This is a genomic window from Rhodoferax sp. GW822-FHT02A01 (assembly GCF_038784515.1).
Lineage (GTDB): Bacteria > Pseudomonadota > Gammaproteobacteria > Burkholderiales > Burkholderiaceae_C > Allorhodoferax.
This window is the reverse complement of sequence record NZ_CP152376.1, coordinates 3,933,075-3,958,756: the sequence shown is the minus strand read 5'-3', so window position 1 is coordinate 3,958,756 and position 25,682 is coordinate 3,933,075. Positions and strand designations below refer to the sequence as shown.

Here is a 25,682-nt window from a genome sequence, read left to right as displayed (position 1 = left end):
TCACCGTCTACACCCTCAAACGCAAAGGCGCCCGGCTGTCCAAGCAGGATGCCATGGCCACTGCGCGAGTGGGGCGGCTAATCTACAGGCTCAAGCGACCATTTGGGATGCCTGTGCAGGAGGCAGTGCTTCTAGATGAGCGTGGAATTGAACAGGAGAAGCTGAGCACAGCAGAGCTGCGGAAGATGGACGCCGACGGGATATTGCTGCGCGGGTATGTATCAGACCACTCCCAGGCCGAGCAACGGTCAACTGAGGTGTGGTGGTGCGTGTATAGGCCAGAAGGTCCGCTGGTGCCCTGCCAGGGGCCGCAGCATGAGCACATTCCGGCGGATGACCCGAGGGCGCCGGAGGATCTTGCATAGTCTTTTCTCCACCACGGTTTTTGCAAGTAAATATTAGTTTTTTGCTTGCATTATTAGATATTGCAAGTAACATTGAGGCTTCTAAACTGCTGGAGCATCAAATTGCCCACCACCAAGCCAAATAGGAAAGCCGCAGGGGGAATTGCCCGCGCTTCTAAACTTTCACCGGAACGCAGAAAAGAAATTTCTGAAAACGCAATTAAGGCGAAGAAGGAGCAAGCATCTTTGCTCAAAGCCACTCATGGCTCGGCAGAAAAGCCATTGCGGCTTGGGGATATTGAAATCCCCTGCTACGTTCTTGAAGATGAGACGCGCGTACTTTCCCAGCGAGGGCTGCTTTCCGGGCTTGGGATGGCGAAAGGCTCAACGACGTCAGGAGACGACCAACTCACGGTGCTTGCAAATACTCTATTGGCGTCTGACTTGCTCGATCCAGAAAAAGCATTGCTCTTAAAAAAGCCAATCGAATTCAAACCTAAGCATGGTGGACGCGCGGCCCACGGCTATCCAGCAACGGTGCTCGCAGATCTTTGCGAAGCCGTGCTGGAGTCAAGATCAAAGGGGACACTTCCAGCCAAATTGCATGGATTGGCCAAACAGTGTGAAATCTTGATTCGCGGCTTTGCTCGAGTCGGCATCATCGCATTGGTTGACGAGGCGACTGGATACCAAAAGGATCGGGCACGTGATAGTCTGGCAAAAATCCTTGAGACTTGGGTCGCCAAGGAGTTGCAGCCGTATGTACGCACCTTTCCGCCTGAGTTTTATGAGGAGATGTTTCGTCTGCGTGGGTTGCCGTATCCACCCGAAAACCCCAAGTTCAGGCCTCAGTATTTCGGTGTTTTGACGAATGATATTGTCTATGAACGCCTGGCCCCGGGCCTGCTTGAGGAACTGAAAAAGCAATCAGCCAAGGATGAAAAGAAGGCCCATTTGCATCGTCGGCTTACTCTTGAAGTTGGCCACCCTAGACTTAAAGAGCATCTTGCTTCCGTGACTACGGCAATGAAGTTGTCTTCGGATTACCAAGACTTCATCGGGAAGTTAAATCGCATCCATCCGCGATTCGGTCAAACCTACTTCTTGGACTTGGAGCAATCGGATCGATAACGGCCGCACCAAAAGCAAAAAAGCCCCCACCCCCGAAGGGATGAGGGCTTGAGGGCGCGAGTGATCTCAGCGCGGGAGACAACTGCTGGTTACGGGGAGCGGTCAGCTATTCCTTGGGCGCGACAGCTTGCGTAGGCATCGTTGATGGTGTCGGCTTCGGACTGGAGCCGCTGAAGTAGTCCAGTAAGCTGCGTTGAAAGTAGCCCGCCGGCTTCGGCTCCGTCTGCTGGACTATCGTTGGAAGGGCTGGCAACTTGACCCGTGGCGCTATCACCACCTGCCCCACATCCGGTGGCGTTTGGGTCGCGCAGCCGGCCAGAAGGCCCAGCAGCACGGCGAAGTTGATCATGCAGATCAGCGACAGTTTTTTCATGGTCAGCATCCTTGAGGTTTTGGGCGTTGGTAAAGGCCTGCAGCGCCTGCTCAGCGTTGCGAGTTTTCTGGGTTTCGACGGCCAGCTTCGATGCGGCTTCTGTCTTGATGGTCTGGATTTCCAGTGCATCAGTGGTGTGTGCCCGCTTCTGACCGTCGTACTCACCGGCACCAAATAGGCCGATGGCCACCAGGATGGCGGCAATGATTGCGTAGGGGTTCATGGTGGCGGTTCCTTGATCGGCGGTGGGTTGCGGTTGTCAAAGTAGAACTTCACGCATGCAGCCTGCAGCAATGAATAGGGAGCGGTCACCGCGGCGATCACGGCGCCCACATCAATGCCGGACTTTTCGGGGTGCGCGGCTGCGAACGCCATGGCCCACTCAGTGATCTTGACCGTGCCCCAGAACACACCTGCGCTCAGGACGTGCTTGTCAATCTCGCGGGAGTCGATCCAGTCCCAGAATCGGGTGAAAGTCATCGGGGGACCTCCAGCATGTCAACGGTCTGGCTGCGCAGTTCGTGCGTGCAGTCATCCAGGAATTGGGCTTGGCCTTCGTTCACCCAGGTATGGCAGCGATAAGGTCTAGGCTTCACATACTTGCCAGACATGAGCTCTTCGTACTCACCATCTGTGATACGCCAAACGCCTTCTGTCAAAACGCTGGGTCGCAGCGTTGGCTTCTCGGTGTCGCCGTTCCATGTCCAGCAGTGGGTGCCATCGCGCGTACCACGCAATATCACCGGAAGCCACAGGCGCCCGACAGGACCCGGGAAATTCAGTTCGACGTGCGTGGCCTCTTCGATAGAGCAATCAAAATAGCCCTCACCGTAGACCAGCTTTACAGGCTTTGCTTTCATGCCAGTGTCCCGCCCGCATCGGTGTATGCCTGCTGCAAAGCGGCCAGTTTGTTTTCATGCTGGCCATACCCGGCACCTGGCAAGCTGGCCCAGATATGTGCGCACAGGTGCACCGCCTGCTCGAACTGGCCAGCGTTGATCTCGTCCAACGCATGGCACTCGCGGATCTGCTGCAGGGCCACCGCATCCTGGGAGTCTGGCCCGAAGTCGGGGAGCTTGAGCAGATCCCGATATGGAGGCCACCAACGGTGCAGGAGTTGGTAGCGCCCGGCGGCCGTGGAGTTGCAGTCCTTGTTCAGGATGTTTGGATGATCCGCGTAGCTGTCGAAGAGCAGTGGCGCTTCTGCCGTTGCCCCCACCAGGACGTTGTAGCCGTTGTCGCTCACGGCGAGCAGGCCGGCGCCAATTTCGCTGTGGGCGATCATGTCAAGAAATGCTTTTTCGTTAGGGGTCACTTTCCGCTCCTTTCAATCAATCGGTCCAGCTTTGAGTCAAGCCGCTGGTACTGCTCTTGCATCAGCCGCAGAGCCTCTTTCATTTGGTCTTCGTGCATGGCATCCCTGGCATGCAGGGAGCCCGCGTCTTGCTTGAGTAGTTCGACATCCTTCTTCAAGTCGGCATAGGCAAGTAGGGCCACAGCGAACTGAAACAGGATGGCGGCTATCAAAGAGATGGGGACTTTCTTGTCCAGATGCCACGAATTGCTGGTTTGCTCTGCCATGCGTTATCTCCCTGCGTTTTTGATGTGAGGTTTACCGGGCGGTGCTATCCGGTTGAGTAGAAGTGCGACCTGCAGCGCAGTGCGGCCCTGCCATGTCGTGGTGTCCAGGCAAAGCCGCTCCAGCCTGGTGCTGAAGGTCCATTCGCGGCGATCGTGGATTTGAGGCAACTCCCAAAGGTAGATTGAGAGCACCGTCATGTTGGCAATGAAGTCGATGATCAACGCCAGGCAGACAATCACCTCGAAAACGAACCGAAGCCACGCTGGCAAAGTCTCGCTCTCGTACTGGATGCCCACTGCGTAGCCAATGAACAGCGCCAGCGGCTGCCCAATGAAAAACAGCAGGAGGTAATGCCACCAAGTCATGGAATCTGGCACTGAGCCAACCATTGAACGGAATACATGCGACCAGCAGTTAGCAGCGAACTGGAGTTGTACAGAGTTGCGCCAGTGGTCGAATTTGTTAGTACAGCCGGAACCCCAATATCGCCAACCGCTGTTTCATCTCTAAACAAATTTGGATTGCCAGTAGCTGGCGACCAGAAACTGAAAGCTACTGGCGCTCTTTTGTTAACTTTGAAATTTATGCCAGAGCTGTTGTAGAAATCGGCTCCACTGAATGCAACTCCTCGGAAGGCACCGCCCTGCGATGCAGAGCCAGGGGCAACGCCGTCGCCGTAGGATTTCTCGCAATATCGTTGGCATCGAATCAACTCCTGAGCCGAATCAGGAACTTCGAAGTAAGTCGGACTAACAGAACCTGGCCTGAAGTCTTCCCGCCCAATCGTCCAAGTCCCGGAAATCTGTGCGCCAACAGTCAAGACTATTTCAACACCTGTAGTCGCACCAGCAGGCAAAGCAATCTGTATGCTGTATTTGGTAACCGTGGAATTGACAGTGAATGTGCCTGTTGCAATTTGTGTCTTAGTCGGCGTTCCGATTGTGCCGAATGCGTCTGCTGTGGATGCGTAATATGCTGTCCAAGTGACCGAGGTCAGCAGGCTATTTGCCAGTTCCACGGAGTAAGTACAAGTCTGACCGGCCATGTGTGCTGACTCTGCGGCATCCAGGCGGTAACCGTGACCGATGGCAGTAACCGATGCGGCCCCGGTGAATTGATCGCGCTTGTGGGTCGCGTCCGATCCTGCCACTTGAGCCAACGTGACATTAGCACCAGTGCAATAGGCGTAGAACATGTCGGTTGTGTAGTACCCAGTGCTTGCCGTGGGCACTGCAGTTCCTGCTGTCACAGTGGCAGATGTGCCGCGCTGCGCTACCAGCTTGTTGCCGTTCTTCAGCCGACTGCCCGCAAGGGGGCCGCCGTTGATAGATGTAATTGCGGTTGGTGCCCCGCCAGTTGAACCCAATATTTCATTGAGATAGTCGCGAAGTTGACCCATTGCCGTCTTCATTGCTGAAGTCGTAGGCAGGCCCGTGCCGTCGAATATCGACCGTGCTGGTAAAGCTGTCATGGTTTAGTACCCTTGAGGTAGTGCGTCGATGGTTGCGGCTACGCTGGTGCCGCCAGAATCTCTTGCCGTGATGAGAGGGCCAAGGGCCGCTGACTTGTCGTTGATTTCCAACTTCACAGCAGTGCTTCCGCCCTGCAGCGTGAGCTGGATGTTTTGAATCACATTGAAGTAGCCAATGGCCCCGGTCAGGCGAGTTCCGCCGGGTGCTATGGCTACGTTGTTGAGCTTCAAACTCTTGTCGGGAACATCCACGGAGACCACGAAGGCCGTCAGTTGCCCGCCCACTGTTCCAGCAGTCGTAGTGACTTGGAACTGATATTCCTGGTTTTCCGCGCTGATGCTTCCCGGCCATGTCTGCCAGTCGCTCGCTCCCGAATAGAAAGGCGCAGCGTCATCGCTGTAGAAGTAGCTGGCGTCATTCCCGAAGAAAGGCAGTGGGCCCGTCTTGCGGTACAGCACCGCATAAGAATTTCCCGTAATTCCCCAGGCAATCGTCATGTTGCTGCCGACAGCGGCAAGCGATGGCGTGTAACCAGTGCTGATCCAGGTCAGTGCGTCATAGTTGGTGTTGTAGAAAGTTGCCGCATCCTGACCGTAGAAGTTGCCGGCATCTGCACCAAAGAAAGGATCACTCTGAGTGGCCGTCAGGTTTCCGCCAACTACTGCGGCATTGGTGTAGGTTCCCGGCCATCCCATGGCGTCAAAGTCGAACGTCTCCAATACGTTGGCGACAAGCGCGTTACCCAGGTTGGTTATCACATAGGCAGCAGTGGCAGATTCATTGCCGCTGGTGTCGACCGCCTTTGCCATGATGATCACGCTACCCGTAGGGATTACCGCTGGTGTGTAGGGCGAATCAGTGATCAAGCCCGTGTGCATTTGGCTTGCAGTGCCCCAGTCCAAGTTTGTGCCGTACTGAAATTTGATCCTGTAGCCATCCAGATCAATGTCAGTCACTGCTGGCCAGCTCAGTGTCTTGCCGGCTATATTCAAGGATGAAACATTGGTTGGCAAATCCGTCTTGCCGAGTACCGAATGAGTAATCGTTACCCAGTCTCCATAGGCACCTACACCTGTGATGTAACGCACCTTAATGGTGATATTGGAACCATCTTTCGGGCCAATCAGAATTGCGCTACTGGAATCGGGGGAGAGATCGGTGTCGGAATAGTTGGCATCCGGGTCACCAGTCACCTTCCACTGGATCTGCGCATAACCACCTTGAAGGACAGCGCGCTGGGTTGTTGCGCTCCATGTGCAGTAGACGCGTGTTTGAATGGTTCCATCGCCCAACTTGACTAAGTAACCGGTACCGCTGTTGGCTGTCAAAATTGCAGGAGCTGCAGGCCGAGCGTATGGGTTGGACAGGTTGCTGGTGGCCGCCAGCGGGTCAGCAATCGAGAACGTGCCAGTATACATGCTAGCCACGTCTTCGGTGAGCACCAAACCCAGCGGCGCATTGTTGATGTGCGTCCAGTCCACTACCCGAAAGGTCTTTGCGGCAAAGCCCAGCTCGTTATTGGTGACGTACACACGGTCACCTGGTTGTAGCTTCCAGGCCGTCAAGTGGGCCGGGTAGTTGATGGTCAACCCCGCGCGGCTACGCTCCACCGCAATGGCTGAAAGCTTTTGGCATTCACTGTTGGTGCCCGTGAATCCATAGCTGACATCAAGCCATTGATTTGGACCATCGGCCGTGACGTAGCTGGACACGACATAGGGCGTGAAGTCCACCGTCACGCCGAGTTGCGCCGCTGGAATGTATTTCCCGCGCACACTGTTGTAGCGACTTGCGCGTGGGTTTCCGGCTTGAGTCACCTCAATAGGCGCTGCCAGGTAGGCATCGGTCAGCGTCATCACAGGAGTGCTCCAGATGCCGGCCATAATGCGCCACACGCCACCGCTCCAGTGCGTACGACCCGCCATGCTGTCTTCCAGCGCGTGCAGCGTGGCTTCCCGACTCGCATCAGTGCTCAGAGCACCATTGCAATTGAATCCTTGAGCGTCGCACGCGTTGGCAGCTGCAATTGCGGCTGCGTTGTCGATCTGGCCAGAAGTGGTGCTGTAGCCATACACGGAGGTCAAGAAGTCAGCCACGCACAGTGCAGGGTTGGTGCTGTAGCCGGTGGTCGCCGTGCGGTAGTCGTAGACCTTTTTTCCGCGCAGTTTTGCCGTGATGTTTGGCGGTCCGCCCTGGAAGCGGCTCATGTTCAGATCAATCGTCAGAACAATGTAGGTGTAGCCGCTGAGCTTGTGCGCACTGGTCCACTTGTCAGGGACAGCCGCCATCAAGAACGCATCAGCAGTGTCAGCCCCACCGGGTGAAAAATGCTTTTGGCAATTCACTCGGGCTGCGCCTGAATCCATGAACGCTCCACCTGTGACCCAGCCATTGCCGTCCAGCGCGCCGAGCGGGTCGCCCTCGATGTAGATTTCATCGATGCTCGCGCATTCGTGTGCAGCGAACACCACCACCAGGTGCTTAAATTGGTCTTTATCGCCGCTTGAAAAAATGGCAACTAGAGTGCCACCAACTGGAGCCGGGCTGCCGTAGACGACTTGCCAGGGCGAGTCGTTGCGCAAAACTGTGACGTTTCGATCCTGAAGGCTGGCGTTATAGGATGCCAATACGGCATCTGCAGATGCACTGGCCTTGCGACGCGCTTCGGAATTTGAGATTACTCCGGCCACCAATAGCGAGCCAGCGGCCAGCCACGTGCCTGGATTAACAAATGCAACGGCAATGAGAGCCGTCTCAACAATCTTTCCCGGGTCAGCCCATGCCGGCACCAGAGTACATGCCAGAAGCAAGAAAACAATCAGACGCGCCATGCCGCCTCCGCGTTTGTTATGGGCAGCATGACCAACCCGTTTTCGGCCGGAATGCACAGCCAAGCGCCCAAGCAAAGCGCCATCGCCTTTACGCCGCTTTCCAGTGTCACCATGACAACATCACCTGCCTGCGCCATCGGGCCGGCAATGTGGTCGCCCATGCGGGAATCAACGGCGGCAAGCATCCCGCCCAGATCATCCAGCTTGCGGTGTGCGGCCAATGCGGAATCCAGGCCGCGCAGATCCTGCATGGGGTCCGTTCCGGTGGCCAGGGTCACCCAGTCCGCGGCAAACGTGCAGCAGTCCTGGACCCCCCAAGCAAACGGCGTGTCCTGGCGCGACTGGACGTAGCTATCCAGAGCGGCCCACCACTCATCGGTATTGCGCTGCAATGTCATTTGGTCTGGAAGCGTTTGGAGAGCCACAACTGAGGTTGGGCAATCAGGGATGCGATGTAGGTAAAGCCCAGCTCCCCGGGCTGCCTGCTCTGGTGCTGGGTGTCGTTCATGCGCAAGCCCGTTGGTGTGCGGCGCACGTCATAACCGCCGATGCTGCATTCCAGCGTGATCTGGCCCACGTTCTGACCGGCGCGCTTGATGGATATCTTGTCCATGAAGCCGCTGAAACGAAGCACTGGGCTACCCTGAATCACCAGGTTGGCATCAGTCAGAGCCAACTTGACCCGTGCACCGCGACCTTGGTAGGTGCTGACATTGCCCAATGCCAGTGCCAGATAGGAGCTGTTGACTTGGCTGAGCACGAGCTGCATGGTTTGCGTGAGACCGTCTTCACTTTCCTTGATCTCACCCACCGAGCCGACAGCGCCAATGCCGGTATAGGTCTGGGCGCCAATCGTCACATCCACCGGCCAGGTGGTCAGGTATAGCGTTCCACTGGTGAAATCCAGTTCGATCAATTCCAGCACGCCCACGGCCGGAGCTGCGGCTGCGGTATCGAAGCCGGTATTGGTAGTGACCGTCATGCCTCAGGGCTCCCAGGACTCGACCAAATTCACCGTGAAATTGCCTTCGGCATCTGCACTGGCCGCCCAGCTTGTTGAACTGTCGGATCGGCGCATCAGGCATGTCGGTTGACTCCATACGACTGCGCTACCAGATGACTGCGCATACCGGCTTGGAGGCTCGACAGTCACCGACATGGCACCCCCTGCGCTTGCCGTGGCACTTGTCACAACTTGAAACATTTGGCGAGACTGCCCGGTGCCGAGTTGGAACCAGTCGCCTTGCAATAAAGTTGCCAGCGCCGCTGTGGTGATATTGATCACTGTGTCACCAACAGCAACTGCGCTGGTGAGCGTTGGCGACCCGGCCATGGTTCCCTTGGGCGTTGGGTTCTTCAGGTCGTACACAGCCAACTGGTTGGTTTTTCCGCGAAGTTGGAGCAGAAACGCACGCCACGTCGCGGCCGGCACTGGCCCTAGAGTCTGGTTTGCGCTCATGGTGCATGTCCACCGGGCGGGCGCCAAGATACGGGACTGGGTAGCCCCCGTGTCACCGTTCTGAAAGGTCAGGCTGAAGTCCTGCTGGCCCATACTGAAGGTGTGCACCTGCAAGCCTGTTGGTAGTGCGATCACGCTCATTGCAACACCCCCTGCTGGCGCAACATTTGGGCGAAGGCTTCATTGTTCTTTTGCAGGGCGCTTTGAACATTGGCATAGACCTCCGCCTGGTCCGTGCGTGCGTCAATGTGGATCACTGGTGCATAGTTGATGGACTGACCGCCGCCGAGCGCATGGTTTGGAACGATGGTTCCGGGCGTGTTGGGAATGAAGAGCTCGGGGCCACGCTCTCCCACGATGGACGGCACACCAACAGGAGGTTGGCCACCATTGGCAAAGCCGAATAGCTTCAGAGCCGAATCGAGGAATCCGCCGTTGGAAACCTCAACGCCGCCGCTGCTGCCACCCAATGCCTTCGCCAATGGCCCCGTGATGCTCTGCTGGACCTGAATGCGTACTAGATCACTGATGATTGAATCGGCCAGAGTAGAGAAATCGAGCTTCCCAGTCTTGACGAAGTTGACCAGAGCGTCTTCCATACCCTTGAAGGCATTGGTGAACAAGTTCTGCGTACTGGCGGCAATATTGGCGACATTCTTCTGGTAGGCGTCCAATGCGTTCTTGGCCCCGTATTGCCAGGATCCGTTCAGGGCTTCCTGCTTGGCCTTCATGGCGTCCAAAGCATCGGACATTCCACCCTTCATGGTGGCAGCGAGCTTTTCCAGCTCTTGACGCGTTTCCACCGTGGCGCCTACCATGGCCTTCTTCATCAACGCATCGACTTGCAGCATGGCGTTGTGGCGCGTGAGTTCGTCGCTGTCCAGGCCAAGGGCATCTGTCTGGGCGATGATGGCCGCGCGCGCATCGTTGCCAGCCGTCACATAGTCTTCCAAAATCTTGTTCTGCGCAGCCTGCTTGTTGGCCTGCTCGACGTCATAGGCGATCAGATCCTTCTTGGACTTCTGCGCCTCGGTCTCTTTCTGGATGGCCAGGGCCAAGTCCAGTATTTCCTTGCGGCGCGCATCGCTCACCGGATTCTTGAATGCGTCGACCTGGCGCAGCACCTGGGCGTATTCGCTCACCGAACCCGTCAGCTGCTCGTATTTGGTCTTGAGCGAGTTCAGAAGCTGGATGCCCTCGTCTATCTCTTTTGTGCCTCTGCCATCACCGGCAAGGCCAGTGATTTGCATCTTTCCGCCGTCGGTACCGAGCGAGCGTGGATCCGTGAAGGCATTTCCACCGCGCCCCGCACCGGCCTTCGAGTTGGTCAGGCCCAACAGGCTGGAGCTAAGTTTGTCGACCTCTTCTCGCGCCTTTTTGGCATCGTCCTTCATGGCATCGCCAATGACGCCAGCACCATGGAAGTCCAAGTGCGCGAACGCCACTAACTGAGCCGCTATACCCCCGGTTTCATTGGCGATCTGCTTAAAGACGTAGACGATGTTGACGCCCAGGACTGCCACTGTTTGCAGTACTGCCTTGAAGCCTTCGCCCAGGGTGCTGCCAACGTCGGCGGTGGACTTCTTGATGTCCAGCATCGCCTCGGTTATGTCAACCAGCGTCGGCAGCAACTCCAGAGCCAGCGACTTCTTCCATGCATCACCTCGAGTCTTCAACACGCCCAGCTCGACTTCGAACTGGTGCGCGGCTTCAGCCTGCTCCGTTGTGACCTTCGCATGCAGTTCGCCCGTCTGGGCAAGGTCTTTCAGGAACGGCAGCATCTCCGCGCCGCTCTTTCCGAATAGAAACATGGCTGCCGCTGACTTCTGGGCACCATCTTGGAAACCATCCAGCGCCACAGCCACCTTCTGGATGCGCTCATCCGGGGACATGTGCTGGAACTCATCGAAGCTGAGCCCCAGCGCTTTCAGTGCGGTAGCTGCACCCTTGCTGTCTTCATTGGCGCTGGCCAGAGCTTTGGAGAGCTTGTTGCTGGCAGCAGCAATCGTGTCTGCACCGGTACCGGTTGCCTTTCCGACGGCAGCCAGGCCGCTCAACGCTTCCACCGTAATACCTGCCTGGGTGGAGAGTTCATGGAGTTTGGCCACGGACTCAATGGAGCCCATGATGATTTCCTTGAACTTGTCAGCCGAGGCAATGCCGGTGAATGCAGCCGTGAGCTTGAAGATGGCGTCCTGGGCGTAGCTGACTTGCTCCTTGATCTGCTTCATGGAGTCGGTCACCACGCTCTTGGCGTCGCTCATGTCCTTTTGCAGGCGGGCGACGTTGGCAGCCATCTCGATCGTTAAGGTGCCGATATTCATGGTTTCTTCTCGTTCATGGACTTCATCGCCACCTGATCCAAGGCGGTCAACGTGTCGATTTCCCAGGGGGTGAGAACTACGCCGCGAACTTCCTGCCAGGCCGATAAGTCGCGCCAGGTGATTGGCGACGGGCCCATGCCGGCGCCACGTGCGTTGTGCAGTTCAATGAAGGTTTCCCAGATATGCCAGCAGCCGTTCTTTGGCGGTGGAATGTGCAGTTCTGGGACCACCTCGCCAGCGCGCTCTGCGGCCAGTAGGTGGTCCCGTTGGGTGAGCCCGTCCGGGGTTTTCTTGGCTAAGTCAAATTGGGCCTGAGCGTAGGCAATCAGCTCTGCTCTCAGGCCTTGATAAAACGCTCGCGCTCGCCCATGGCGGCGGTGAGCTGGTCACGCAACCAGCCCAAGCCCTCGGTTGCATAGAGCTTTTCCGCAGCGGAGCGCGAGAACTCGATGACGTTGCCGTCGTCATCGGTTATGCCATCCCAGCCCAGCGTGCAGGCGGTCAGCTTCTCGATTTGGTCCAACTCGTCATCCGCTGGGTCGCCAAGTTCCAATTTGCCAGTCTTCTGGACGGATGCGCGCAGCTTGCGCTGTTTGGCAAACTCAATTGCCTTACGGGCCGGGTGCTCGGGTCCGGCCAGGGTGATAGATGCGCCCAGGTCTTCTTTGGTAACGGGGTGCTTGATCTTGACGACAGCAAACAGAGCGTCAGTGATGGAGGTGATTTTGAACATAGTGAGGTTCTCGCAGGTTGAAAATGCCCTTGCCCCAGCCAGCCTCCACCTGCGAGATGGAGAGCCAGCCAGGGTAGGTGCAGGGGGTACCGCTTAAGCGGCAGAGTCTTGGATCAGAATGGTTGTTTGCTCGGTGCTCTGACCGGTGCCGCCATTGACATTCAGCAGGGCCTGGAAGGGGAACGTCTGCACAATGCCGCCTGTACCGTCGTTCTTCTGCTGGCCGCCCAGCTTGATGCGCGGAAGCACAAAGGTCACGAAGTCAGCGCTTGCCGTGTTGTTCGTGGTAAGTGCCACGATCAGGCTGGACTCGGTTTCGTTCACGAACAGATCACGCAGGGTGTTGTCGGTGAAGTAGGCGGTGAACTGGCCGGTAACATTCACGGGACCCGCAAACTGGTTGGGGATCACGTTCGCGCCCACCACCGGATCACCGCTGAATGTGGGGTCGATCACGATAGACAGACCGGTCACAACCGCTTGGGCCACGCCGTTGACCACCAGAACACCATTGACCGCAGCAACCACGCCGGTGCTGGTGATGGCAGTGGGCGACGTGAAGTAGCGCGTCTGAGCGGTCGTTATGTTCTGGCCGATCACGTCAAACTGAGCCGTGGCCATGCCAGTGGGCGGCAGGTTGATAGTGCCTTTGTCGAACTTGATGCCGCTGAACACTTCACTTTGCGTGGTGTCGTTGTACCAATGCTCCAGCGAGTAGCTGTTGTCAGTTTGTCCGGATGTCGGAATCCAGGTCTTTTTACCCTTGACCGCCACCGTGCAGGCAGACGCCGAAGATGTCTCGGCCGTGAGCGAGGATGCGTTGAGAACGATGCAAGTCGCAACTGTTGCTGTGAGCGCGTAAATCAGCAGGTTGTTTGCGTTGTTGCCGGCATTGGTGCAACCGGCCAAGGTCACCACGTCGCCGATCTTGAAGCCGTCTGTCAGGTAGGAGCCAGCAGAGCGCGTAACGGTCCAGGCGCCAGCCGAGCCGCCGATGGTCAGGGTCAGCGAGGCAACGGATACACCAGCAGTGAAGTCCCGCTTGAGCATGGACGACAGGATGTCGCTGTAGGTCTTGGGGGACAGCTCGCCCTGCAGTGAACCCTTGACACGGCGCACGCCATGCCGGAAGTCGGCAATCTGCATATCCGGGCGGATTTCGTTGGACGAATACGTGTCTTTGGACAGGTCCACCGTGCTCTGCACCCGGCGCAGCAATTGCGCAGATGCGGCAACGGGAATGGTGCCGTAGGTAACTTCGCGCTTGATCGCTACCTGTTTAAAGATGCCTGTTGCTTGGGTTGCCATAGGGGTCTCCAGAAATAAGAAAACCCGCCGAAGCGGGTTGCTGTGGGCGGGTTGAAATGGGGGTGAGAGCCTTGCTAGGTCTCGTAATGCATGACCATGAAGTCAATGGACTGGATGTAGATCGACAGATCGTCATCGCGCAGGTCGGGACCCACGGTGTCGCGGGTGATGGAGAGCACCTGGTAGCCGCCAATTACGCCGCTTTGGTACAAACAGGCCTTGCGCACGGCCTCAAGTGCGGCCTTGACTTCCAAATAGTTCTTGGCCATGGCCGTCACCTGAATGCGCGTGCGCATCACCTGGTAGCCGGCCTGGGCGTCAATGGGTGTCAGCTCGTTGCCGCTGATCGTCTGGTAGACAAGCGCCGGCATGGTCGTGTTCTGCGGCATCCGCGCCGGGTAGATCCTGTTTCCAACCACGCCACTCACCAGCGTGCTGCCAGAAAGCAATGTGTAAATGACGTGCTCGGCTCTCATGGCTTTTCGTCCCGGGTGTCTTGCTCGTCAGGCAGACTGGCAATTTCTTTGTCGATCCGAGTGCGCAGGTAGGTGACCACGGCCTGCAGCTCTTCGCTGTTCTGATTTGCTTCGACGTCGAACACTGGGCGCACGAAAGGGTGTGCCTTGGCGCCCGGGTGCATGAGGAATGAATAGTCCCTGCCGCCGAAGGTCAGCGCCCTGCCCTTCTTTGCCATGATCAAGTGGGCGGCGGTACCGAACTCGACCATGTGGGCGTAGTAGGCAACCTTATCGCCGACCGTGACCTTGGAAACCACTTTGCCGTTGCGTGCACGGGTGCTCACTCGCACGCTCGCCTTCAAAGAGCCAAACTTTGCGCCATACAGACGTGCGTTCACATCATTGGGCGGAGCTTCTGGCGCCTTATCCCTGATCTTGCTGGCGGCCACCATCTGCCCGGCCTTCAAGGCACCGCGGAGGACTTTTGCCTCCAACTGTGGCGCGAACTGGTCCAGTTGAGCCTGCAGTTCCGCAAGGCCACTGATGACGATGTCGTTACTGTCCATCGTTCAGGCCTTCGCTGCAGAGAAGCGTCACCATCCGGTTGCGCTCGGCATCGTTGAGGGTGGCCCCAATATCAAAATAGCGGGTTGAGCCATAGGTCGTGTACACCGCACGGTATGAGCCCACCTTCTTCATGTCTGCAAACAGCTTCTGAAAGCGCGTGATGATGTGGTGCGTCGTCATGTTGTAGATCGACTGGCTGCGCGCCAACTGCGCACCACTCACCACTTCAATATCCGCCCAAATCGTCGTCAGGTTCACCCAAATGAGAGACTGCTGCCCAAACGTACCTTCAACAGTAGATGCGCGCTGCTGAATGAGCACGCGCTTACGCAGGTTTCCGCCTTGCATGGATTACCTCACCGGCAGAATTGCCTGGTCTTCCAGGATGCGGCCCAAGCTGGTGGTGACTTTGCAAGAGAGTAGGTAGTCAATGATCGGGAGTCCGCCTGCGAAGTTCTGCAATATCAGTCCACTGCCAGTGTTTACTGACGCCGCTCCGCTGATCATGGAAGAGGCTGAAGCATCCACGCCGATATAGGTCGTCACGGCGATCGTGTAAGTATTCGTGATGGATTCACCCTGCACCAATGCCTGCGAGAAGTCGAACGTGAATGTCAGGTTCTCATTTGGCGTCTTAGGGTCCAGTCTCTGAGGGGTCATAAGGTGCCACCGTTGTATTTGCGGGCTTGATAACTGCCAGCACGCGTGAAGGGGTTGCAACAACGAACGTGCGACCACTTAAGGTCACGGTGCGTTTGAAGGACTGATGCAGGGCTGACGGGTTAAAGCAGGATGTGGAATCCACTGCATACCCAGCTTCGACCACTGCTGCATATATCGTCGTGAGCTGCGATACAAGATCGCCACCAGCCATCGTTTCGGCGACTGCCAGTGAAATCCCGTTGAATATCGTCTGGACATCAGTAGCCGAACCGCTTTCAGAAACCGCTACCAGGTACACGGCACCCTGGGACACCAAATCAACTGCAGTTGCCGCTTCAGAAACTGCCACGGCCATCGTGGCGCCAGCGCTTTGAGCATCTACCGCAAAGGCTGCCTCACTCATGCTGAGCGCCATCAAAGCCGACAGGCTCTGCATATCAGTCGCAGTCCCGGACTCGGTGACGCTCACACCATACGTTGCCGCTGTAGTCTGAAAGTCCGTCGCGCTACCAGCCTCTGCCACGGTCAGCGCTGCATTCATGGCAGCCAATGGGGCATCAACTGCGGCCCCAGCCTCCCCCACTGTCTTCGGCATGGTGGTTGACGAACTCTGCAAATCGGTTGACGAACCGGCTTCTGCAATTGACACCGCGGCGCCCAGGGCTGACGTTTGCACGTCTGATCCGGATGCAGCTTCAGCTATCGCCAGGCTAGCCAGCATTGCAGCGCTCAGGGCGTCACCCGCAGTACCTGATTCTGTGAGCGACAGCGCTGCGGTCAGTGCGAGCGTGGAAACATCGGCCAGCGAGGCCGCCTCGCTCATGGTCAGGTTGTAGGTGGTTGTGCCGCCAGCACTGGGCAAAAAAATCAGCGGAGCATCAGGCAGAAAGAGCTGCCAAGGATTGGCGCTGATGGCCGCTATCTCAGCAGCAGTAAGAACGCGCTCCCAGGCAAAGTGAGCAAAGATGCTGCCGTCATAGTAGGAGCTTGATGCCCCACTACTCCCTAGAACCGCCCCGGTAGCCGAACCGGCCCCTGTACCGTTACCTACCGTGCTGGAGGCGACTTGAAGGCCGTTTTTATAAACAGTAACAGGATCGCCGTTAAATTGCCCTTTGGAGGCGACAGCTAAACAGCAATATTCGTTTGCCGAAACGATACCTGTGGCACTCGTATAGACAACAGCACTGCCCGTGTTAACAAGTGAAACTGCTCCGCCACTGGCAATGCGCCAAAAATTTCCGCCATTCCCATTTCCGGCGAAACCCGCGTTCCCTGCGGCTGCTCCAATTTTTGTAAGAACAAGCCTTGTGCCGAATGGTGTGGTCGAGTCACTTCCAACCATCGCATCAGCGGGAAGCGCTACTTGCGTCGATGTGCCATTGCCAGCACCACCAACTCCATACGGGGAGGCCGTTGGCGAACCATACGGTGCGCTGACTATTCCCCGCCTTGTGACCACCCAACTGCCAACCCATGCATGCATCAGCCCGCTTACATACGGGTTTGCCTTATCAAGCTGGGTTGGCGCTTGCGGCTGGGTGCGGCGCGTGAAGCGAAACGGGCCGCGCATGGTTTAAACGCCCTGTGACTGGATGCGCTCGTAAGTGAGGGCGTGATTTCCGCCTGTGGAGTCCAGGGCAACTGCGGTACGGTTGAGAACAAACGCACCCCAGAATGGAGGAAGCACGTAACCATAGAAGGAGGCGACGGAAATGGGGGCAATCGGGTATACATTGCCGGTCGTAGCATCAACTACCAGCGTTGCGGCCAACCTCAAGCCATATTGCAAAATATTCCGACTGGTGAACGTCTTGGCAGCATCGGTGCCGGTCACGCTGTCGGGGTACGTTGGCGTTCCAGACGCAATGCTTACGGGGGCATATAGCCATATTTCAATCGTGCGGCCCGCAGTTGGGGAAGTTCCTGTCTTGATGTAGCCAGACAGCAGCGCGTCCTGATCAAGGTTTGTGGTGTTGTCAACTGCTGTCGATGTGCGACCGGCGATGCCGTTGGTATTGTCATCGGCCAGGGATGCAAGGCTGATAGTCAGCGCAACTGTTGAAGTTGATGGGTAGAATATTTTGTTTGTCGTTGCCATTTACACCACCCAATTTCCATCGTAGTCCTGGCATACAAGCCGAACGTCTTGCGCAGTGATCGGGTCTGCAATCTCTGCGACGGCCTTGAGGGCAGAAGCCTGAGTCTTGTCCGTAACCAGCGCGTCAATCATTCCGCGACCGGCAACAGACCCAAAGTCAAAGTCCCCACGGTTGATCAGCACCATTCCCCACTTCACAGCGGAGTTTGTAGTCGCCAACGTAGTGAGACTGTCCAGCAGCGCAGCGCCTGCTGTGGGGCCAAGTGCTTCCATGACGGTACCAATGCCGCCAAGTACGGAAATAACCCTCACCCGGCCCGTGCTTACAGCCGTGGCAATCGCTTGGGTGTCATGGGAAGCCAGAACGTCTGCTGGGCACTTGGCTTTGATTTCTTCAAGGAGTGTCATAGAACAACCCAACTTTCCATCGGGCTCACGCCCATCTTTTCATCACGCCAGCGCTTGCGGCCACCGGCAACCAGCGCGGCCTCTGCCAGCTCAGAGCAATACCAGCGGTTCGGGTTTTGCCAGTGGGCACGCCACGGGGCACCAAGGCAGCCGAGCCAGTCGTATTTCTTCCCCACCTGGTCCAGGGCGAACTGCTCTGCCGCTTCTGGGTCTGGGCACTCGACTTGCACAAAGGCAAATGCCGGGTATTTCCAGTCATTGATCGGTGTGGTCACCACGCCGCGCGTCAGGGCCTCGACCACCACATCACCCACAACCACACCGCAGTGCGACCAGAGCGCTCCACCGGTGAAGAACCGGATCACCTCGCTGGCAAAGTCGAAGCGGCGGCAGTAGGCAATGGTCAGGTGCGGCATGTCAGATGCCAAACCAGACGTGCAGGCCGACGGCTATAAAAAGGAAGTAGCCAGCCCAGAACAGGCCAAAGGCCGGGTTACTCGGCTGCGGGAGCATCTTCGACCGCCTTCAGCTGGTCTTCGCGGAAGTGCTGGGCATGAATGCTGCCGTCAGCATCAGGCCACTCGACGCGGACCTGCACAGCGCCAGTCTCTTGGTCAACGTCAAAGCCTGCTACTGACCCTTCAATGGGGGCGGGCAGGACTTGGACAACCTTGTCACCTTTTTTGAACATGATTTGTGCCCTCAGAGTGATGCGCTGTAGGACACAGTCACAACATTTCCGGCAATGACGCCTTGAGCTGTCGCGAATGCTCCTGCACTGAATAGGGTTCCTGCAGTGCTGCCGTTTGTGGTGACAGCGCCTGAGCCGAGAACGATAAAAGCCCCCTGGATGGTCCCGGGTCCACTCATCGTGAAGCTCACCGAACTCGATGTTGACTTGGAGCCGCCGGAAGCGGAGCTCCATGCCATGCTGCCGCGCGCCCCGGATGCGGGAGTGCTCCAAGTAGGAGCATTGGCGGATCCGGCTTCAGTCCAGTTGGCGTGTGACGCCATGGTGTCACTCAGGCGCGTGCCGCTGGCGGTCGTGACGTTGCCACCAGTAACTGTGGTGATCGTCAGGCCAGTGCCGACATAGATGACCAAGGTCGATCCAGTGGTGCCAGCCTGCGGGGTAAAGGTGCCATTGAGCGCGCTGATGTTCGCGCCAGTACCTGCAGCACTGGCAATCGTCACCGGCGTGTCATTGGGGCTCAACCCGTGGGCTGCTGCGGTCGCCAGTGTGGCAAGGCCAGTGGTGGAGCTGTACGAGGTCAGCGAGGACAGCGTAGTCGCCAGATTCGTCCACGATACCGAGCTGATCAGCCCCATGTATGGGCCGGTCTGGGTGAAGGCCGATCCAGCAAGGAAGTTGTCCAGCATGGAGTTCTTCCCTGCTGTCGTCACCACGTTGCAGACAACGGGTTCACGCCACACCTCGCGCATCGGGAAGGCGTGCAGCTCCTGCTCTATTGCTGCTGCATCAGTGGCACCAGCAGCAATGGCGGCCATGTAACGCTGAAAGACAACGTCATATTCAGCCTTGCGTTCGGGTACCACCTCTTTACAGACGAAGCTATAAACGCCCTCAGCATGCGACGCTTCTCCAACGCCGCTTGGCAGGCAAACCTGAGCGACTGCAGCCGCAACTGCGTTCAATTTTTCTGATTGCATGATTTCCCCTAGGGTCGGTCGATTCGGTACGGGTCGAGCAAGCTGTCCACAAATGGAAGCTCGGCAACGGTGACGCTGCGACCAGTCAGAAACTCTTCGCGGTTCTCGTACAGCGCGCCAATGCGCAACTTGATCCACGACTTGATGCCTTCGGGCACTGCGCTGGCAGCCCCGTATCCGGCAGTGAATGTGATGCTCGCGCTGGCGATCTGCGGCATGGTGATGGGCCAAATCTTGCCGAAGACTGGCGTCACCCGGGCAAGCGGTCCGGTAAGGTCCACCACATAGTCGGTGCTGGGCATCGTCTGCTGGGCACCGCCCATGTCCATGTAGTTGATGCCGGTGATTCCGGTGATGGGGCCTTTTTCCAGAAGCACGGCATTGCCTGGCTGGCTGTACTCAGCACCCCACGGAACAGACGTCAGATACCGGCCCGGGAAGCTGTCCATGACGTACTTCCAGGTCTGCGTCATGAAGCTGCTCATGGTCTTCTGCTCGGCGTATTGCCGTGCGGCCGTGATCAGGGCTGCAATCAGCGTGTCGTCGTCGGTCATCCCGATTTCAACGCGCAGATGCAGCTTTGCTTCTGCCAGACTGACTGGATCGCCAGTCGGCCCCGTGATGAGCTGGTATCCCACAGATTACTCGGCTGTTTCAGAGTTTGGCGCAGGTGTGGCAGGCCGCTGGAACAGATTCGACTCTGGGGCAGAAGCCGCGCGCTCGGCATCGGCACGCTCGGCGGCTGCTTTAGCTTCTGCAGCCTCTTCCTCTTCGGCCAAGCGGGCGGTTTCCTTCGCTTGCTCAGCAAGAGCAGCAGCAGCTTCTGCCTCTTGAGCCTTCTGCACTGCCTTGTCCGCAAGTTGCCGCGCCCGCGCCGCTTTGTCAGCAGCCGTCACTGGGTCATCATCGACTTCCGCCTCCACGGCATGACCTTGGGCGATGTGCCCGGCAGTCTCATCGGTCAACGGATATGGTTTGCCCTTGGCGTACTTCACGATGCTGTTACCAGCACCATCGGTGTCGTTCCAGTCAGCAGAATAGATAGCGACTTTCATTGCAGATTCCTTGAAATTCTGGGATCAGGACCCGACCGCGATGTCGGTGACGAGGGCCGCGCCAGTGCCGGAGATGGCTGTGCAGTTGATCCGGTATTGCGCAAAGGCAAACTGCACGCGCGTAAAAGCGGCAGTCTGAGGCGATGCTCCAGACGAAAACACTTGGTCAGCGCCAACGGCATACCAGTCGGTACCGTTGTTCGACCCCTCGAGGCGGGCGGTGGCAGAGCAGTTGCCGCTTGTACAGGTCAGCTTGGCCGTTACCGTGATGATCACGCCAAGGTCGGGAGCCTGACGGGCCACGCCAACTGCAATAGCGGTTAATGTGTCGTTCCAAATTGGGCGTTGGGGCATGTGAGGCTCCTGCTATGCAGTGTTGGGGTGCGAGCACCCGAAGGCGCTCGCACGAAGTGGCGATTAGCCGACTACTTGAACCACGCCGGCTTGGTTGAACGTAGCGGCAGGGGCCAGGCGCGGTCCAAAGCCGAGGACGGCAGCGGACACAAGCGATGCGGCGGTGCCGTCGGTCAGCGACAGACGCACGAAACGGAAACCGCCTTCCGTGTCCAAGTCGGCGACCTTCATCTGCAACAGCGCTTGCTTGTTGTCACCTGTTGCCTTCACGATCTGGGTAATCGCCTTGCCGGTGATGTCCTTGGCGCCGGTGCCCGAGCTGTCGGTGGCTTGCTGCAGCTTGGCATCCAAGGTCGCCGAAGCGCCCATGACACCCGTCTGGATCAGGGCCAAGATGAAGAAGAACGTCGACACGTCGACCCAGCCAGTTGTGACGGTGGATGCCGCCAGAGAAACCGGGTCATAGGTGGCCAGGAGAGCAACGCTTTCGCTGGGCTTTTGGTTCAGTGTGATACCGCTCATGATGAGCTCCTAAAAGTGAATGAGATGCAGGGAAATGGAGGTCAGCGCAGCCCGGGGTAAGTGGGCCGCGCCTGCGTCAGCCGCCTGGTTAACGGTTCTGCAGTTGGAGGAACGGCGACAGCGTGGTGCTGCCCTTGGCCGGGCTGATAGCGGAGGCGATCTTCGGGCCACCGTCAATGCGGAACACGGCGCGCAAAGCCAGTGCATCTGCATCGAAGTACAGATGCAGCGACTGGGCCATCTGTACGCCACCGGGCTTGGTGATGGTGCGGTAGTAGCTCATATCGTGCAGTTGCACATCGCCCAAGCTGGACAAAGTTGCGGCGTGGTGGCTGATGAGGCACGGACGGCCCAAGATGGTGCCGAAGTACGGCGTCATTGTCATTGCGCCAGATGCGGGAGGTGCGGCAGGCAGGAACACCGGAATATTGCCGAGCACCAGCGTTGCCAGGACCGGTATCACCGTGGGGTGAATCAGCCACACAGCGCGCTGGTAACTGCCTGGAGGCATACGAGAAACCATGTTGAACAGGTTGGTCGCGCTCAGCGTGTTGGCAGCTTGGCCAGAATCCTTGGGAACCATGACCGACGGGCCCGTGGACAGCAGCGCGCCCATGGGTTGGCCGTTTCCGTTGCCATTGAGGATCGCCTCGTTGGTCTTCCAGCGAATGCTGTCGCCGATGAGGCGCGGCACCAGGCTATCCAGTGCGTTGGTGTCGGCCACCAGTTCATCGGACAGCGGAACCAGCGTCATCAGCTTGTGCATACGCATGGCCTGCACGCCCAGCACAGGCTTAGTTGCTGTCGCAGTGGCTGCTTCGGCCTGCCAGTAGGCACGTACACCGTTGGAGCCCCAGGGTGTCTGCTCGGTTTTCGGGAAAACCATGCTATTGCCGCTGATTTCCGTGTTGTCCGTCATCGGGATGAAGGCGTCTTCACCGAGCGACAGGGCGAACACTTCAGAGCTGTATTGCGGGGGCACCACAAAACCGCCGTCGGCACCGGCTGCTTCGTTGCCGAAGGTAGTCGGAGCAGCTGCTCGCAGACGATCATCCATGCCTCGGCCACCGCCGACATGCGACTGGATCACGGCGCTCGCAAACTCACCGAAAGACTTGAAGCCGCCAGTGGCATCGGCATTGCGATTGTCCTCGGTGGCAATATGTGCGTTGTCGGGAATGACCACGCCGGAGCTCTTTTCGAGAGCGATCAGATCCTGTTCGCGCTCGATGGCGGCTTCGATGTTTGCGGCTTCAGCGCGCAGCGATTTGAACTTCTCGTTCTCTTCGGCTGTGGGCTCACGGCTTTCCGCGCTGGCCTTGTCGGTGATCGCGCGCATGGCGGTCACAGTGGACGATTTGCGGGCTTGCAGCTCGCGAAGTTTCTTGCTCATATTGGGCTCCAGAAATGGAAAAGCCCGCGTGAAGCGGGCCTTGGGACTTACAGACGTGGGGTTTGCACCGGGAGCGGTCGTAGGACCGCACGCCAGCCGTCAATGGACGGTCAGCGAATGGGCTGGTGCGAAGCCCGAATTGCTTAGATGGAGAGGATTTCCAGCTCTCGCTGCATTGCGCTCAGGCGGGATGGCACTTGAGATTCGCTTTGAGAAAGAGGCGATGAGTCCAAAAGCGTCGTTATTGCCGCCTCAGATTCCGCCTCGGACAGGATGCGGCCGGGTTCAATTTCCGCGCTTGCACCCTTGCTGCCTTTGGCTGCGCGCTGCATCTTCTTGACCACCTCGTCAAAGGTGGCGATGCCATCGATCATGTTTTCAGCCAGAGCTGCAGGAGCACCAAGCACGCGGCCTTGCCCCATACCGTTGCGCACGGCATCAACACCAACACCGCGGCCTTTGGCCACAGCCTTTGCAAACGGGTCGTAATACTCATCGGTGCGCAACTGCATGAAGGCGCGCGCTTCGTCACCCAGGGGCTCGTAGGGGTTGCCCTCGACTTTGAACTTGCCGGCGCTGATGAGTGAAATTTTCACGCCGGCTTCTTCCAGGGCCTGGCTCATGTCTTCATGGGCTTGCCACACACCGATGGAACCCACTTCGCCACCTGGTGTGCAGTAAAGCTCGGTGCACTGCGCAGCCAGCCAGTAACCGGCGCTGGCGCACATGCTGTTGCTGATGCCGATGATGGGTTTGCTGGCCTTGATGCGGTTGATTTCTGCAGCCGCCTCCTGAATGCCATAGACACTGCCGCCCGGGGTGCTGAAGTTCAGCAGGATCTGGCCGATGGTGTCGTCAACTTCGGCGCTGCGCAATTGGGCGACTAGCTGCTCAGTGCTGCAGCTGCCGCCACCGCTGATCTCGTCCATCATGTTGCCGCGCTGGGTCAGCACGCCGAACACGTTGATCACGGCGATGGATCCGCCGCCGGCGCGGGCTTGTGCCTGGGCGCGGGCAGCTTGTCGGGCTTCCATGTCGGCATGCACGGCTGCCAGGGTTTCCGGGCTGGCTTCCACACCGGCCTGCCAGCGCGCGACTACGCTGGCCATGGACTGCATGTACTCGGGCATCAGGGCCCAGGGCTGCGCCAGCATTGCGGCTACAAGAAGGTTCTTTTTCATAGGGAGCCTTTCAAGGCTAGGACGGTCAATTTCTCAAAGGCGGCGTTGTATACGTCCTGCTCTTCATGACCCCTGCGAATGGGGTCCTTTAGTCTTGACTCAACATAAGCAGTTGCGCATTCGGCATCAACGCTCAAAGCCAGCGCTACAAAGTCGGCATGCTTTGCCATGGCCGAATGGATTTGCTCGAACGACGCCGGAAGAGCGACGACAAGCGGCAGAAGGGTTGCTGTCTCCTTACGTGCCACACGCTCGGCTGCAGCAGTTGCGAGAGCCAGGGCGCGGCCTGCATCGTTCTTTGGCTTCTTTGGGGATGGCTCATCACCACCTGCAGGGGTAGCTGGTGCACCTTGGGGGGCCTCCGGCGGCTCAGGCACTTCGTCTCCATCGGGCTCTTCACCCACCGCAACCATGTTCAGCGGCATCAACGGCTTGTCCAAACCATCCAGGGGGTTGCGGCCTTCGCTGATTCGAGCCTCATTGCGGGTCAAGCTGCCATTATTGATATTGGCCGTGTAGTACGCGGAGCGCGCCACCATGTCACCACGCAGCAACTTGGTGAAGTCGAAATCAATCTCAATGTCGCTCTCGTCTTCCAGCAGGTGTGTCTCGATGGACGATTCCCAGCGCTCAGTCCATGGCAGCAGACCGTCGTTGATGAAGTCCAGCGACTGCTGCTCGATGTTGCTGAAGGTCGCCCGGTCCAGGTCGCCGATCTTGTGGGGCGGCACGCGGAATAGGCCCGCGATCTCGCTGCGGTTGTACTTGCGGGACTCCAGAAACTGGGCGTCAGCGTTGTTCAGCTCCAGTTGGTGGTACTTCATCCCCTTTTCGAGGATGGCCGTGCGGCCACGGTTCTTGCCACCTTGGACGTTTTGCCAGCCTTCGCGAAATGACGCCTTGGCGTCCGAATCCCGGAACTTGCCATCGAACTCAATCCAACCGCCAGGGCTTGCATCGTTGGCAAAGAAGCGAGCACCAAAGCTTTGGGCAGAAATGCCCATGCCGATCACCTCGGCTGCCAGCTCCATGGGGTTGTAGCCCACAACTCCGTCACCAGACAGGCCACGGATATGCCAGACCTCACCCTTGGCCATGGTGATCGTGGTTCCATCCAACTGCGATACGACGTAATTGAAGGATCCGTTGTCCAGCAACTGCACCTTGATGCGGTCCGGATGGATGGGCACCAGGTCGGTGATCTGCCCCTTGGCGTTGGACACGATCTGATTGAAGGCATTCCCGCGCAAGCACAGGTGCCCCATCATCATCTCTTTCCACTCGAATGGTGTCTGCCAGTCGTTGGGCCGCTTGGTCATCAGCTTGACCAGCCAATGATCTGTTACTGGGTCGCGTCCACCGTCGGTGCGCTTCCTGTACATGCGAAACGGCAGGATGGCAAACGACTCCGCCAGCACGCGCACGCAGCTATACACCGCACCCAGGCGCATGGCAGCAGCGCCGGTAACGCGCATGCCGGAACTGGTGCGCATACCGATGGGCTCAAACCAGAAAGACCCCCACGGGGAGCGGTCTTGCCCCTCCCCGGCAGCCATCTGCCGAGGCTTGAAGCTGGTGAGAAACATCAGGCAACGCCCTTACCGGACAGGTACACGCCTGCAAAGGTCAGAGCAATGAGCAATCCACCGGCAGCAATCAGTCCGACGGCTACGCCAAACTGCATACCAGCGCCGACGCTTATCAAAGCGGTGCCCATCAGCAGAGCGCCGTTGTATGTGAGTTTGTTCATAG

34 protein-coding genes are annotated in these 25,682 nt (G+C 58.0%); 1 reads left to right on the top strand and 33 read right to left on the bottom strand.

Annotated elements, in window-relative coordinates; all coding sequences use genetic code 11:
• Positions 1–467 precede the first annotated feature (467 nt).
• Complete coding sequence (locus AAGF34_RS18835) at positions 468–1,475, top strand: P63C domain-containing protein (protein ID WP_342617246.1); 1,008 nt, start codon at positions 468–470, stop codon at positions 1,473–1,475.
• A gap of 89 nt (positions 1,476–1,564) precedes the next feature.
• On the opposite strand, the gene AAGF34_RS18830 is transcribed toward AAGF34_RS18835, so the two are convergent.
• From AAGF34_RS18830 to AAGF34_RS18670, 33 genes are all read right to left on the bottom strand, one after another.
• Positions 1,565–2,071, bottom strand: coding sequence for a hypothetical protein (locus tag AAGF34_RS18830; protein ID WP_342617245.1), 507 nt, complete (start codon positions 2,069–2,071; stop codon positions 1,565–1,567).
• On the bottom strand, positions 2,068–2,328 hold the full coding sequence (locus tag AAGF34_RS18825) for a hypothetical protein (protein ID WP_342617244.1): 261 nt from the start codon (positions 2,326–2,328) through the stop codon (positions 2,068–2,070). The genes AAGF34_RS18830 and AAGF34_RS18825 overlap by 4 nt, the downstream gene beginning before the upstream one ends.
• A complete protein-coding gene (locus AAGF34_RS18820; RefSeq protein WP_342617243.1) occupies positions 2,325–2,708 on the bottom strand; it encodes a DUF6527 family protein in 384 nt (127 codons plus the stop codon). The genes AAGF34_RS18825 and AAGF34_RS18820 overlap by 4 nt, the downstream gene beginning before the upstream one ends.
• Positions 2,705–3,133 (bottom strand): glycoside hydrolase family 104 protein, encoded by a 429-nt coding sequence (locus AAGF34_RS18815; RefSeq protein WP_342621134.1) that lies wholly within the window; start codon positions 3,131–3,133, stop codon positions 2,705–2,707. Before AAGF34_RS18815 ends, AAGF34_RS18820 begins: the two co-directional genes overlap by 4 nt.
• Before the next feature lie 26 nt (positions 3,134–3,159).
• The gene (locus AAGF34_RS18810; RefSeq protein ID WP_342617242.1) at positions 3,160–3,429 is read right to left on the bottom strand and encodes a hypothetical protein; all 270 of its coding nucleotides are present in this window, start codon (positions 3,427–3,429) and stop codon (positions 3,160–3,162) included.
• Between the two features lie 3 nt (positions 3,430–3,432).
• A complete protein-coding gene (locus tag AAGF34_RS18805; protein ID WP_342617241.1) occupies positions 3,433–3,795 on the bottom strand; it encodes a hypothetical protein in 363 nt (120 codons plus the stop codon).
• A complete protein-coding gene (locus AAGF34_RS18800) occupies positions 3,792–4,901 on the bottom strand; it encodes a hypothetical protein (protein WP_342617240.1) in 1,110 nt (369 codons plus the stop codon). Before AAGF34_RS18800 ends, AAGF34_RS18805 begins: the two co-directional genes overlap by 4 nt.
• A 3-nt stretch (positions 4,902–4,904) precedes the next feature.
• Positions 4,905–7,733 (bottom strand): hypothetical protein, encoded by a 2,829-nt coding sequence (locus AAGF34_RS18795; protein WP_342617239.1) that lies wholly within the window; start codon positions 7,731–7,733, stop codon positions 4,905–4,907.
• Positions 7,721–8,131 carry a hypothetical protein gene (locus AAGF34_RS18790; protein ID WP_342617238.1) on the bottom strand — a complete coding sequence of 137 codons (411 nt, stop codon included), beginning with the start codon at positions 8,129–8,131 and terminating at the stop codon, positions 7,721–7,723. Before AAGF34_RS18790 ends, AAGF34_RS18795 begins: the two co-directional genes overlap by 13 nt.
• Entirely contained in the window at positions 8,128–8,715 is a 588-nt protein-coding gene (locus AAGF34_RS18785) for a hypothetical protein (RefSeq protein ID WP_342617237.1), read from the bottom strand. The genes AAGF34_RS18790 and AAGF34_RS18785 overlap by 4 nt, the downstream gene beginning before the upstream one ends.
• Before the next feature lie 3 nt (positions 8,716–8,718).
• Positions 8,719–9,333, bottom strand: coding sequence for a hypothetical protein (locus AAGF34_RS18780; protein ID WP_342617236.1), 615 nt, complete (start codon positions 9,331–9,333; stop codon positions 8,719–8,721).
• Complete coding sequence (locus tag AAGF34_RS18775; RefSeq protein ID WP_342617235.1) at positions 9,330–11,516, bottom strand: phage tail tape measure C-terminal domain-containing protein; 2,187 nt, start codon at positions 11,514–11,516, stop codon at positions 9,330–9,332. The genes AAGF34_RS18780 and AAGF34_RS18775 overlap by 4 nt, the downstream gene beginning before the upstream one ends.
• On the bottom strand, positions 11,513–11,746 hold the full coding sequence (locus AAGF34_RS18770) for a hypothetical protein (RefSeq protein ID WP_342617234.1): 234 nt from the start codon (positions 11,744–11,746) through the stop codon (positions 11,513–11,515). Before AAGF34_RS18770 ends, AAGF34_RS18775 begins: the two co-directional genes overlap by 4 nt.
• A 107-nt stretch (positions 11,747–11,853) precedes the next feature.
• Positions 11,854–12,249, bottom strand: coding sequence for a hypothetical protein (locus AAGF34_RS18765; protein ID WP_342617233.1), 396 nt, complete (start codon positions 12,247–12,249; stop codon positions 11,854–11,856).
• Positions 12,250–12,342: 93 nt separating this feature from the next.
• Positions 12,343–13,557: a phage tail tube protein gene (locus AAGF34_RS18760; RefSeq protein ID WP_342617232.1), complete on the bottom strand. Its 1,215-nt coding sequence runs from the start codon at positions 13,555–13,557 to the stop codon at positions 12,343–12,345.
• Positions 13,558–13,631: 74 nt separating this feature from the next.
• Complete coding sequence (locus AAGF34_RS18755; RefSeq protein WP_342617231.1) at positions 13,632–14,033, bottom strand: DUF3168 domain-containing protein; 402 nt, start codon at positions 14,031–14,033, stop codon at positions 13,632–13,634.
• Positions 14,030–14,581 (bottom strand): HK97-gp10 family putative phage morphogenesis protein, encoded by a 552-nt coding sequence (locus AAGF34_RS18750; RefSeq protein ID WP_342617230.1) that lies wholly within the window; start codon positions 14,579–14,581, stop codon positions 14,030–14,032. The genes AAGF34_RS18755 and AAGF34_RS18750 overlap by 4 nt, the downstream gene beginning before the upstream one ends.
• A complete protein-coding gene (locus AAGF34_RS18745) occupies positions 14,571–14,930 on the bottom strand; it encodes a phage head closure protein (RefSeq protein ID WP_342617229.1) in 360 nt (119 codons plus the stop codon). Before AAGF34_RS18745 ends, AAGF34_RS18750 begins: the two co-directional genes overlap by 11 nt.
• A gap of 3 nt (positions 14,931–14,933) precedes the next feature.
• Positions 14,934–15,242: a hypothetical protein gene (locus tag AAGF34_RS18740; protein ID WP_342617228.1), complete on the bottom strand. Its 309-nt coding sequence runs from the start codon at positions 15,240–15,242 to the stop codon at positions 14,934–14,936.
• Positions 15,217–16,818, bottom strand: coding sequence for a LamG-like jellyroll fold domain-containing protein (locus tag AAGF34_RS18735; RefSeq protein ID WP_342617227.1), 1,602 nt, complete (start codon positions 16,816–16,818; stop codon positions 15,217–15,219). Before AAGF34_RS18735 ends, AAGF34_RS18740 begins: the two co-directional genes overlap by 26 nt.
• A 3-nt stretch (positions 16,819–16,821) precedes the next feature.
• The gene (locus AAGF34_RS18730; RefSeq protein ID WP_342617226.1) at positions 16,822–17,346 is read right to left on the bottom strand and encodes a hypothetical protein; all 525 of its coding nucleotides are present in this window, start codon (positions 17,344–17,346) and stop codon (positions 16,822–16,824) included.
• Positions 17,347–17,754, bottom strand: a complete 408-nt coding sequence (locus AAGF34_RS18725) for a hypothetical protein (protein WP_342617225.1) — start codon at positions 17,752–17,754, stop codon at positions 17,347–17,349. It abuts the gene before it with no gap.
• The gene (locus AAGF34_RS18720; protein ID WP_342617224.1) at positions 17,751–18,170 is read right to left on the bottom strand and encodes a hypothetical protein; all 420 of its coding nucleotides are present in this window, start codon (positions 18,168–18,170) and stop codon (positions 17,751–17,753) included. The genes AAGF34_RS18725 and AAGF34_RS18720 overlap by 4 nt, the downstream gene beginning before the upstream one ends.
• A 77-nt stretch (positions 18,171–18,247) precedes the next feature.
• Complete coding sequence (locus tag AAGF34_RS18715) at positions 18,248–18,445, bottom strand: hypothetical protein (RefSeq protein WP_342617223.1); 198 nt, start codon at positions 18,443–18,445, stop codon at positions 18,248–18,250.
• A gap of 11 nt (positions 18,446–18,456) precedes the next feature.
• Entirely contained in the window at positions 18,457–19,425 is a 969-nt protein-coding gene (locus tag AAGF34_RS18710) for a hypothetical protein (protein WP_342617222.1), read from the bottom strand.
• An 8-nt stretch (positions 19,426–19,433) separates the two neighbouring features.
• Entirely contained in the window at positions 19,434–20,063 is a 630-nt protein-coding gene (locus AAGF34_RS18705; RefSeq protein ID WP_342617221.1) for a head-tail connector protein, read from the bottom strand.
• A 3-nt stretch (positions 20,064–20,066) separates the two neighbouring features.
• Positions 20,067–20,480: a hypothetical protein gene (locus tag AAGF34_RS18700; protein WP_342617219.1), complete on the bottom strand. Its 414-nt coding sequence runs from the start codon at positions 20,478–20,480 to the stop codon at positions 20,067–20,069.
• 24 nt (positions 20,481–20,504) lie between these two features.
• Complete coding sequence (locus tag AAGF34_RS18695; protein WP_342617218.1) at positions 20,505–20,834, bottom strand: hypothetical protein; 330 nt, start codon at positions 20,832–20,834, stop codon at positions 20,505–20,507.
• Between the two features lie 63 nt (positions 20,835–20,897).
• The gene (locus tag AAGF34_RS18690; protein ID WP_342617217.1) at positions 20,898–21,356 is read right to left on the bottom strand and encodes a hypothetical protein; all 459 of its coding nucleotides are present in this window, start codon (positions 21,354–21,356) and stop codon (positions 20,898–20,900) included.
• Positions 21,357–21,444: 88 nt separating this feature from the next.
• Positions 21,445–22,749: a phage major capsid protein gene (locus tag AAGF34_RS18685; RefSeq protein WP_342617216.1), complete on the bottom strand. Its 1,305-nt coding sequence runs from the start codon at positions 22,747–22,749 to the stop codon at positions 21,445–21,447.
• Positions 22,750–22,892: 143 nt separating this feature from the next.
• Positions 22,893–23,930 carry a S49 family peptidase gene (locus AAGF34_RS18680; RefSeq protein ID WP_342617215.1) on the bottom strand — a complete coding sequence of 346 codons (1,038 nt, stop codon included), beginning with the start codon at positions 23,928–23,930 and terminating at the stop codon, positions 22,893–22,895.
• Positions 23,927–25,516, bottom strand: coding sequence for a phage portal protein (locus tag AAGF34_RS18675; protein ID WP_342617214.1), 1,590 nt, complete (start codon positions 25,514–25,516; stop codon positions 23,927–23,929). Before AAGF34_RS18675 ends, AAGF34_RS18680 begins: the two co-directional genes overlap by 4 nt.
• Positions 25,516–25,680, bottom strand: a complete 165-nt coding sequence (locus tag AAGF34_RS18670) for a hypothetical protein (RefSeq protein WP_342617213.1) — start codon at positions 25,678–25,680, stop codon at positions 25,516–25,518. The genes AAGF34_RS18675 and AAGF34_RS18670 overlap by 1 nt, the downstream gene beginning before the upstream one ends.
• Positions 25,681–25,682 lie beyond the last annotated feature (2 nt).

What these genes read in the sequence shown, in the direction of transcription:
- AAGF34_RS18680 (WP_342617215.1), bottom strand. Translation starts at nt 23,930, where the DNA reads ATGAAAAAGAACCTTCTTGTAGCCGCAATGCTGGCGCAGCCCTGGGCC.
- AAGF34_RS18670 (WP_342617213.1), bottom strand. Translation starts at nt 25,680, where the DNA reads ATGAACAAACTCACATACAACGGCGCTCTGCTGATGGGCACCGCTTTG.
- AAGF34_RS18800 (WP_342617240.1), bottom strand. Translation starts at nt 4,901, where the DNA reads ATGACAGCTTTACCAGCACGGTCGATATTCGACGGCACGGGCCTGCCT.
- AAGF34_RS18715 (WP_342617223.1), bottom strand. Translation starts at nt 18,445, where the DNA reads ATGTTCAAAAAAGGTGACAAGGTTGTCCAAGTCCTGCCCGCCCCCATT.
- AAGF34_RS18795 (WP_342617239.1), bottom strand. Translation starts at nt 7,733, where the DNA reads ATGGCGCGTCTGATTGTTTTCTTGCTTCTGGCATGTACTCTGGTGCCG.
- AAGF34_RS18810 (WP_342617242.1), bottom strand. Translation starts at nt 3,429, where the DNA reads ATGGCAGAGCAAACCAGCAATTCGTGGCATCTGGACAAGAAAGTCCCC.
- AAGF34_RS18700 (WP_342617219.1), bottom strand. Translation starts at nt 20,480, where the DNA reads ATGAAAGTCGCTATCTATTCTGCTGACTGGAACGACACCGATGGTGCT.
- AAGF34_RS18780 (WP_342617236.1), bottom strand. Translation starts at nt 9,333, where the DNA reads ATGAGCGTGATCGCACTACCAACAGGCTTGCAGGTGCACACCTTCAGT.
- AAGF34_RS18720 (WP_342617224.1), bottom strand. Translation starts at nt 18,170, where the DNA reads ATGCCGCACCTGACCATTGCCTACTGCCGCCGCTTCGACTTTGCCAGC.
- AAGF34_RS18695 (WP_342617218.1), bottom strand. Translation starts at nt 20,834, where the DNA reads ATGCCCCAACGCCCAATTTGGAACGACACATTAACCGCTATTGCAGTT.
- AAGF34_RS18825 (WP_342617244.1), bottom strand. Translation starts at nt 2,328, where the DNA reads ATGACTTTCACCCGATTCTGGGACTGGATCGACTCCCGCGAGATTGAC.
- AAGF34_RS18690 (WP_342617217.1), bottom strand. Translation starts at nt 21,356, where the DNA reads ATGAGCGGTATCACACTGAACCAAAAGCCCAGCGAAAGCGTTGCTCTC.
- AAGF34_RS18805 (WP_342617241.1), bottom strand. Translation starts at nt 3,795, where the DNA reads ATGACTTGGTGGCATTACCTCCTGCTGTTTTTCATTGGGCAGCCGCTG.
- AAGF34_RS18830 (WP_342617245.1), bottom strand. Translation starts at nt 2,071, where the DNA reads ATGAACCCCTACGCAATCATTGCCGCCATCCTGGTGGCCATCGGCCTA.
- AAGF34_RS18735 (WP_342617227.1), bottom strand. Translation starts at nt 16,818, where the DNA reads ATGCGCGGCCCGTTTCGCTTCACGCGCCGCACCCAGCCGCAAGCGCCA.
- AAGF34_RS18730 (WP_342617226.1), bottom strand. Translation starts at nt 17,346, where the DNA reads ATGGCAACGACAAACAAAATATTCTACCCATCAACTTCAACAGTTGCG.
- AAGF34_RS18820 (WP_342617243.1), bottom strand. Translation starts at nt 2,708, where the DNA reads ATGAAAGCAAAGCCTGTAAAGCTGGTCTACGGTGAGGGCTATTTTGAT.
- AAGF34_RS18755 (WP_342617231.1), bottom strand. Translation starts at nt 14,033, where the DNA reads ATGAGAGCCGAGCACGTCATTTACACATTGCTTTCTGGCAGCACGCTG.
- AAGF34_RS18765 (WP_342617233.1), bottom strand. Translation starts at nt 12,249, where the DNA reads ATGTTCAAAATCACCTCCATCACTGACGCTCTGTTTGCTGTCGTCAAG.
- AAGF34_RS18775 (WP_342617235.1), bottom strand. Translation starts at nt 11,516, where the DNA reads ATGAATATCGGCACCTTAACGATCGAGATGGCTGCCAACGTCGCCCGC.
- AAGF34_RS18725 (WP_342617225.1), bottom strand. Translation starts at nt 17,754, where the DNA reads ATGACACTCCTTGAAGAAATCAAAGCCAAGTGCCCAGCAGACGTTCTG.
- AAGF34_RS18760 (WP_342617232.1), bottom strand. Translation starts at nt 13,557, where the DNA reads ATGGCAACCCAAGCAACAGGCATCTTTAAACAGGTAGCGATCAAGCGC.
- AAGF34_RS18675 (WP_342617214.1), bottom strand. Translation starts at nt 25,516, where the DNA reads ATGTTTCTCACCAGCTTCAAGCCTCGGCAGATGGCTGCCGGGGAGGGG.
- AAGF34_RS18745 (WP_342617229.1), bottom strand. Translation starts at nt 14,930, where the DNA reads ATGCAAGGCGGAAACCTGCGTAAGCGCGTGCTCATTCAGCAGCGCGCA.
- AAGF34_RS18685 (WP_342617216.1), bottom strand. Translation starts at nt 22,749, where the DNA reads ATGAGCAAGAAACTTCGCGAGCTGCAAGCCCGCAAATCGTCCACTGTG.
- AAGF34_RS18790 (WP_342617238.1), bottom strand. Translation starts at nt 8,131, where the DNA reads ATGACATTGCAGCGCAATACCGATGAGTGGTGGGCCGCTCTGGATAGC.
- AAGF34_RS18750 (WP_342617230.1), bottom strand. Translation starts at nt 14,581, where the DNA reads ATGGACAGTAACGACATCGTCATCAGTGGCCTTGCGGAACTGCAGGCT.
- AAGF34_RS18740 (WP_342617228.1), bottom strand. Translation starts at nt 15,242, where the DNA reads ATGACCCCTCAGAGACTGGACCCTAAGACGCCAAATGAGAACCTGACA.
- AAGF34_RS18815 (WP_342621134.1), bottom strand. Translation starts at nt 3,133, where the DNA reads ATGATCGCCCACAGCGAAATTGGCGCCGGCCTGCTCGCCGTGAGCGAC.
- AAGF34_RS18710 (WP_342617222.1), bottom strand. Translation starts at nt 19,425, where the DNA reads ATGCAATCAGAAAAATTGAACGCAGTTGCGGCTGCAGTCGCTCAGGTT.
- AAGF34_RS18785 (WP_342617237.1), bottom strand. Translation starts at nt 8,715, where the DNA reads ATGACGGTCACTACCAATACCGGCTTCGATACCGCAGCCGCAGCTCCG.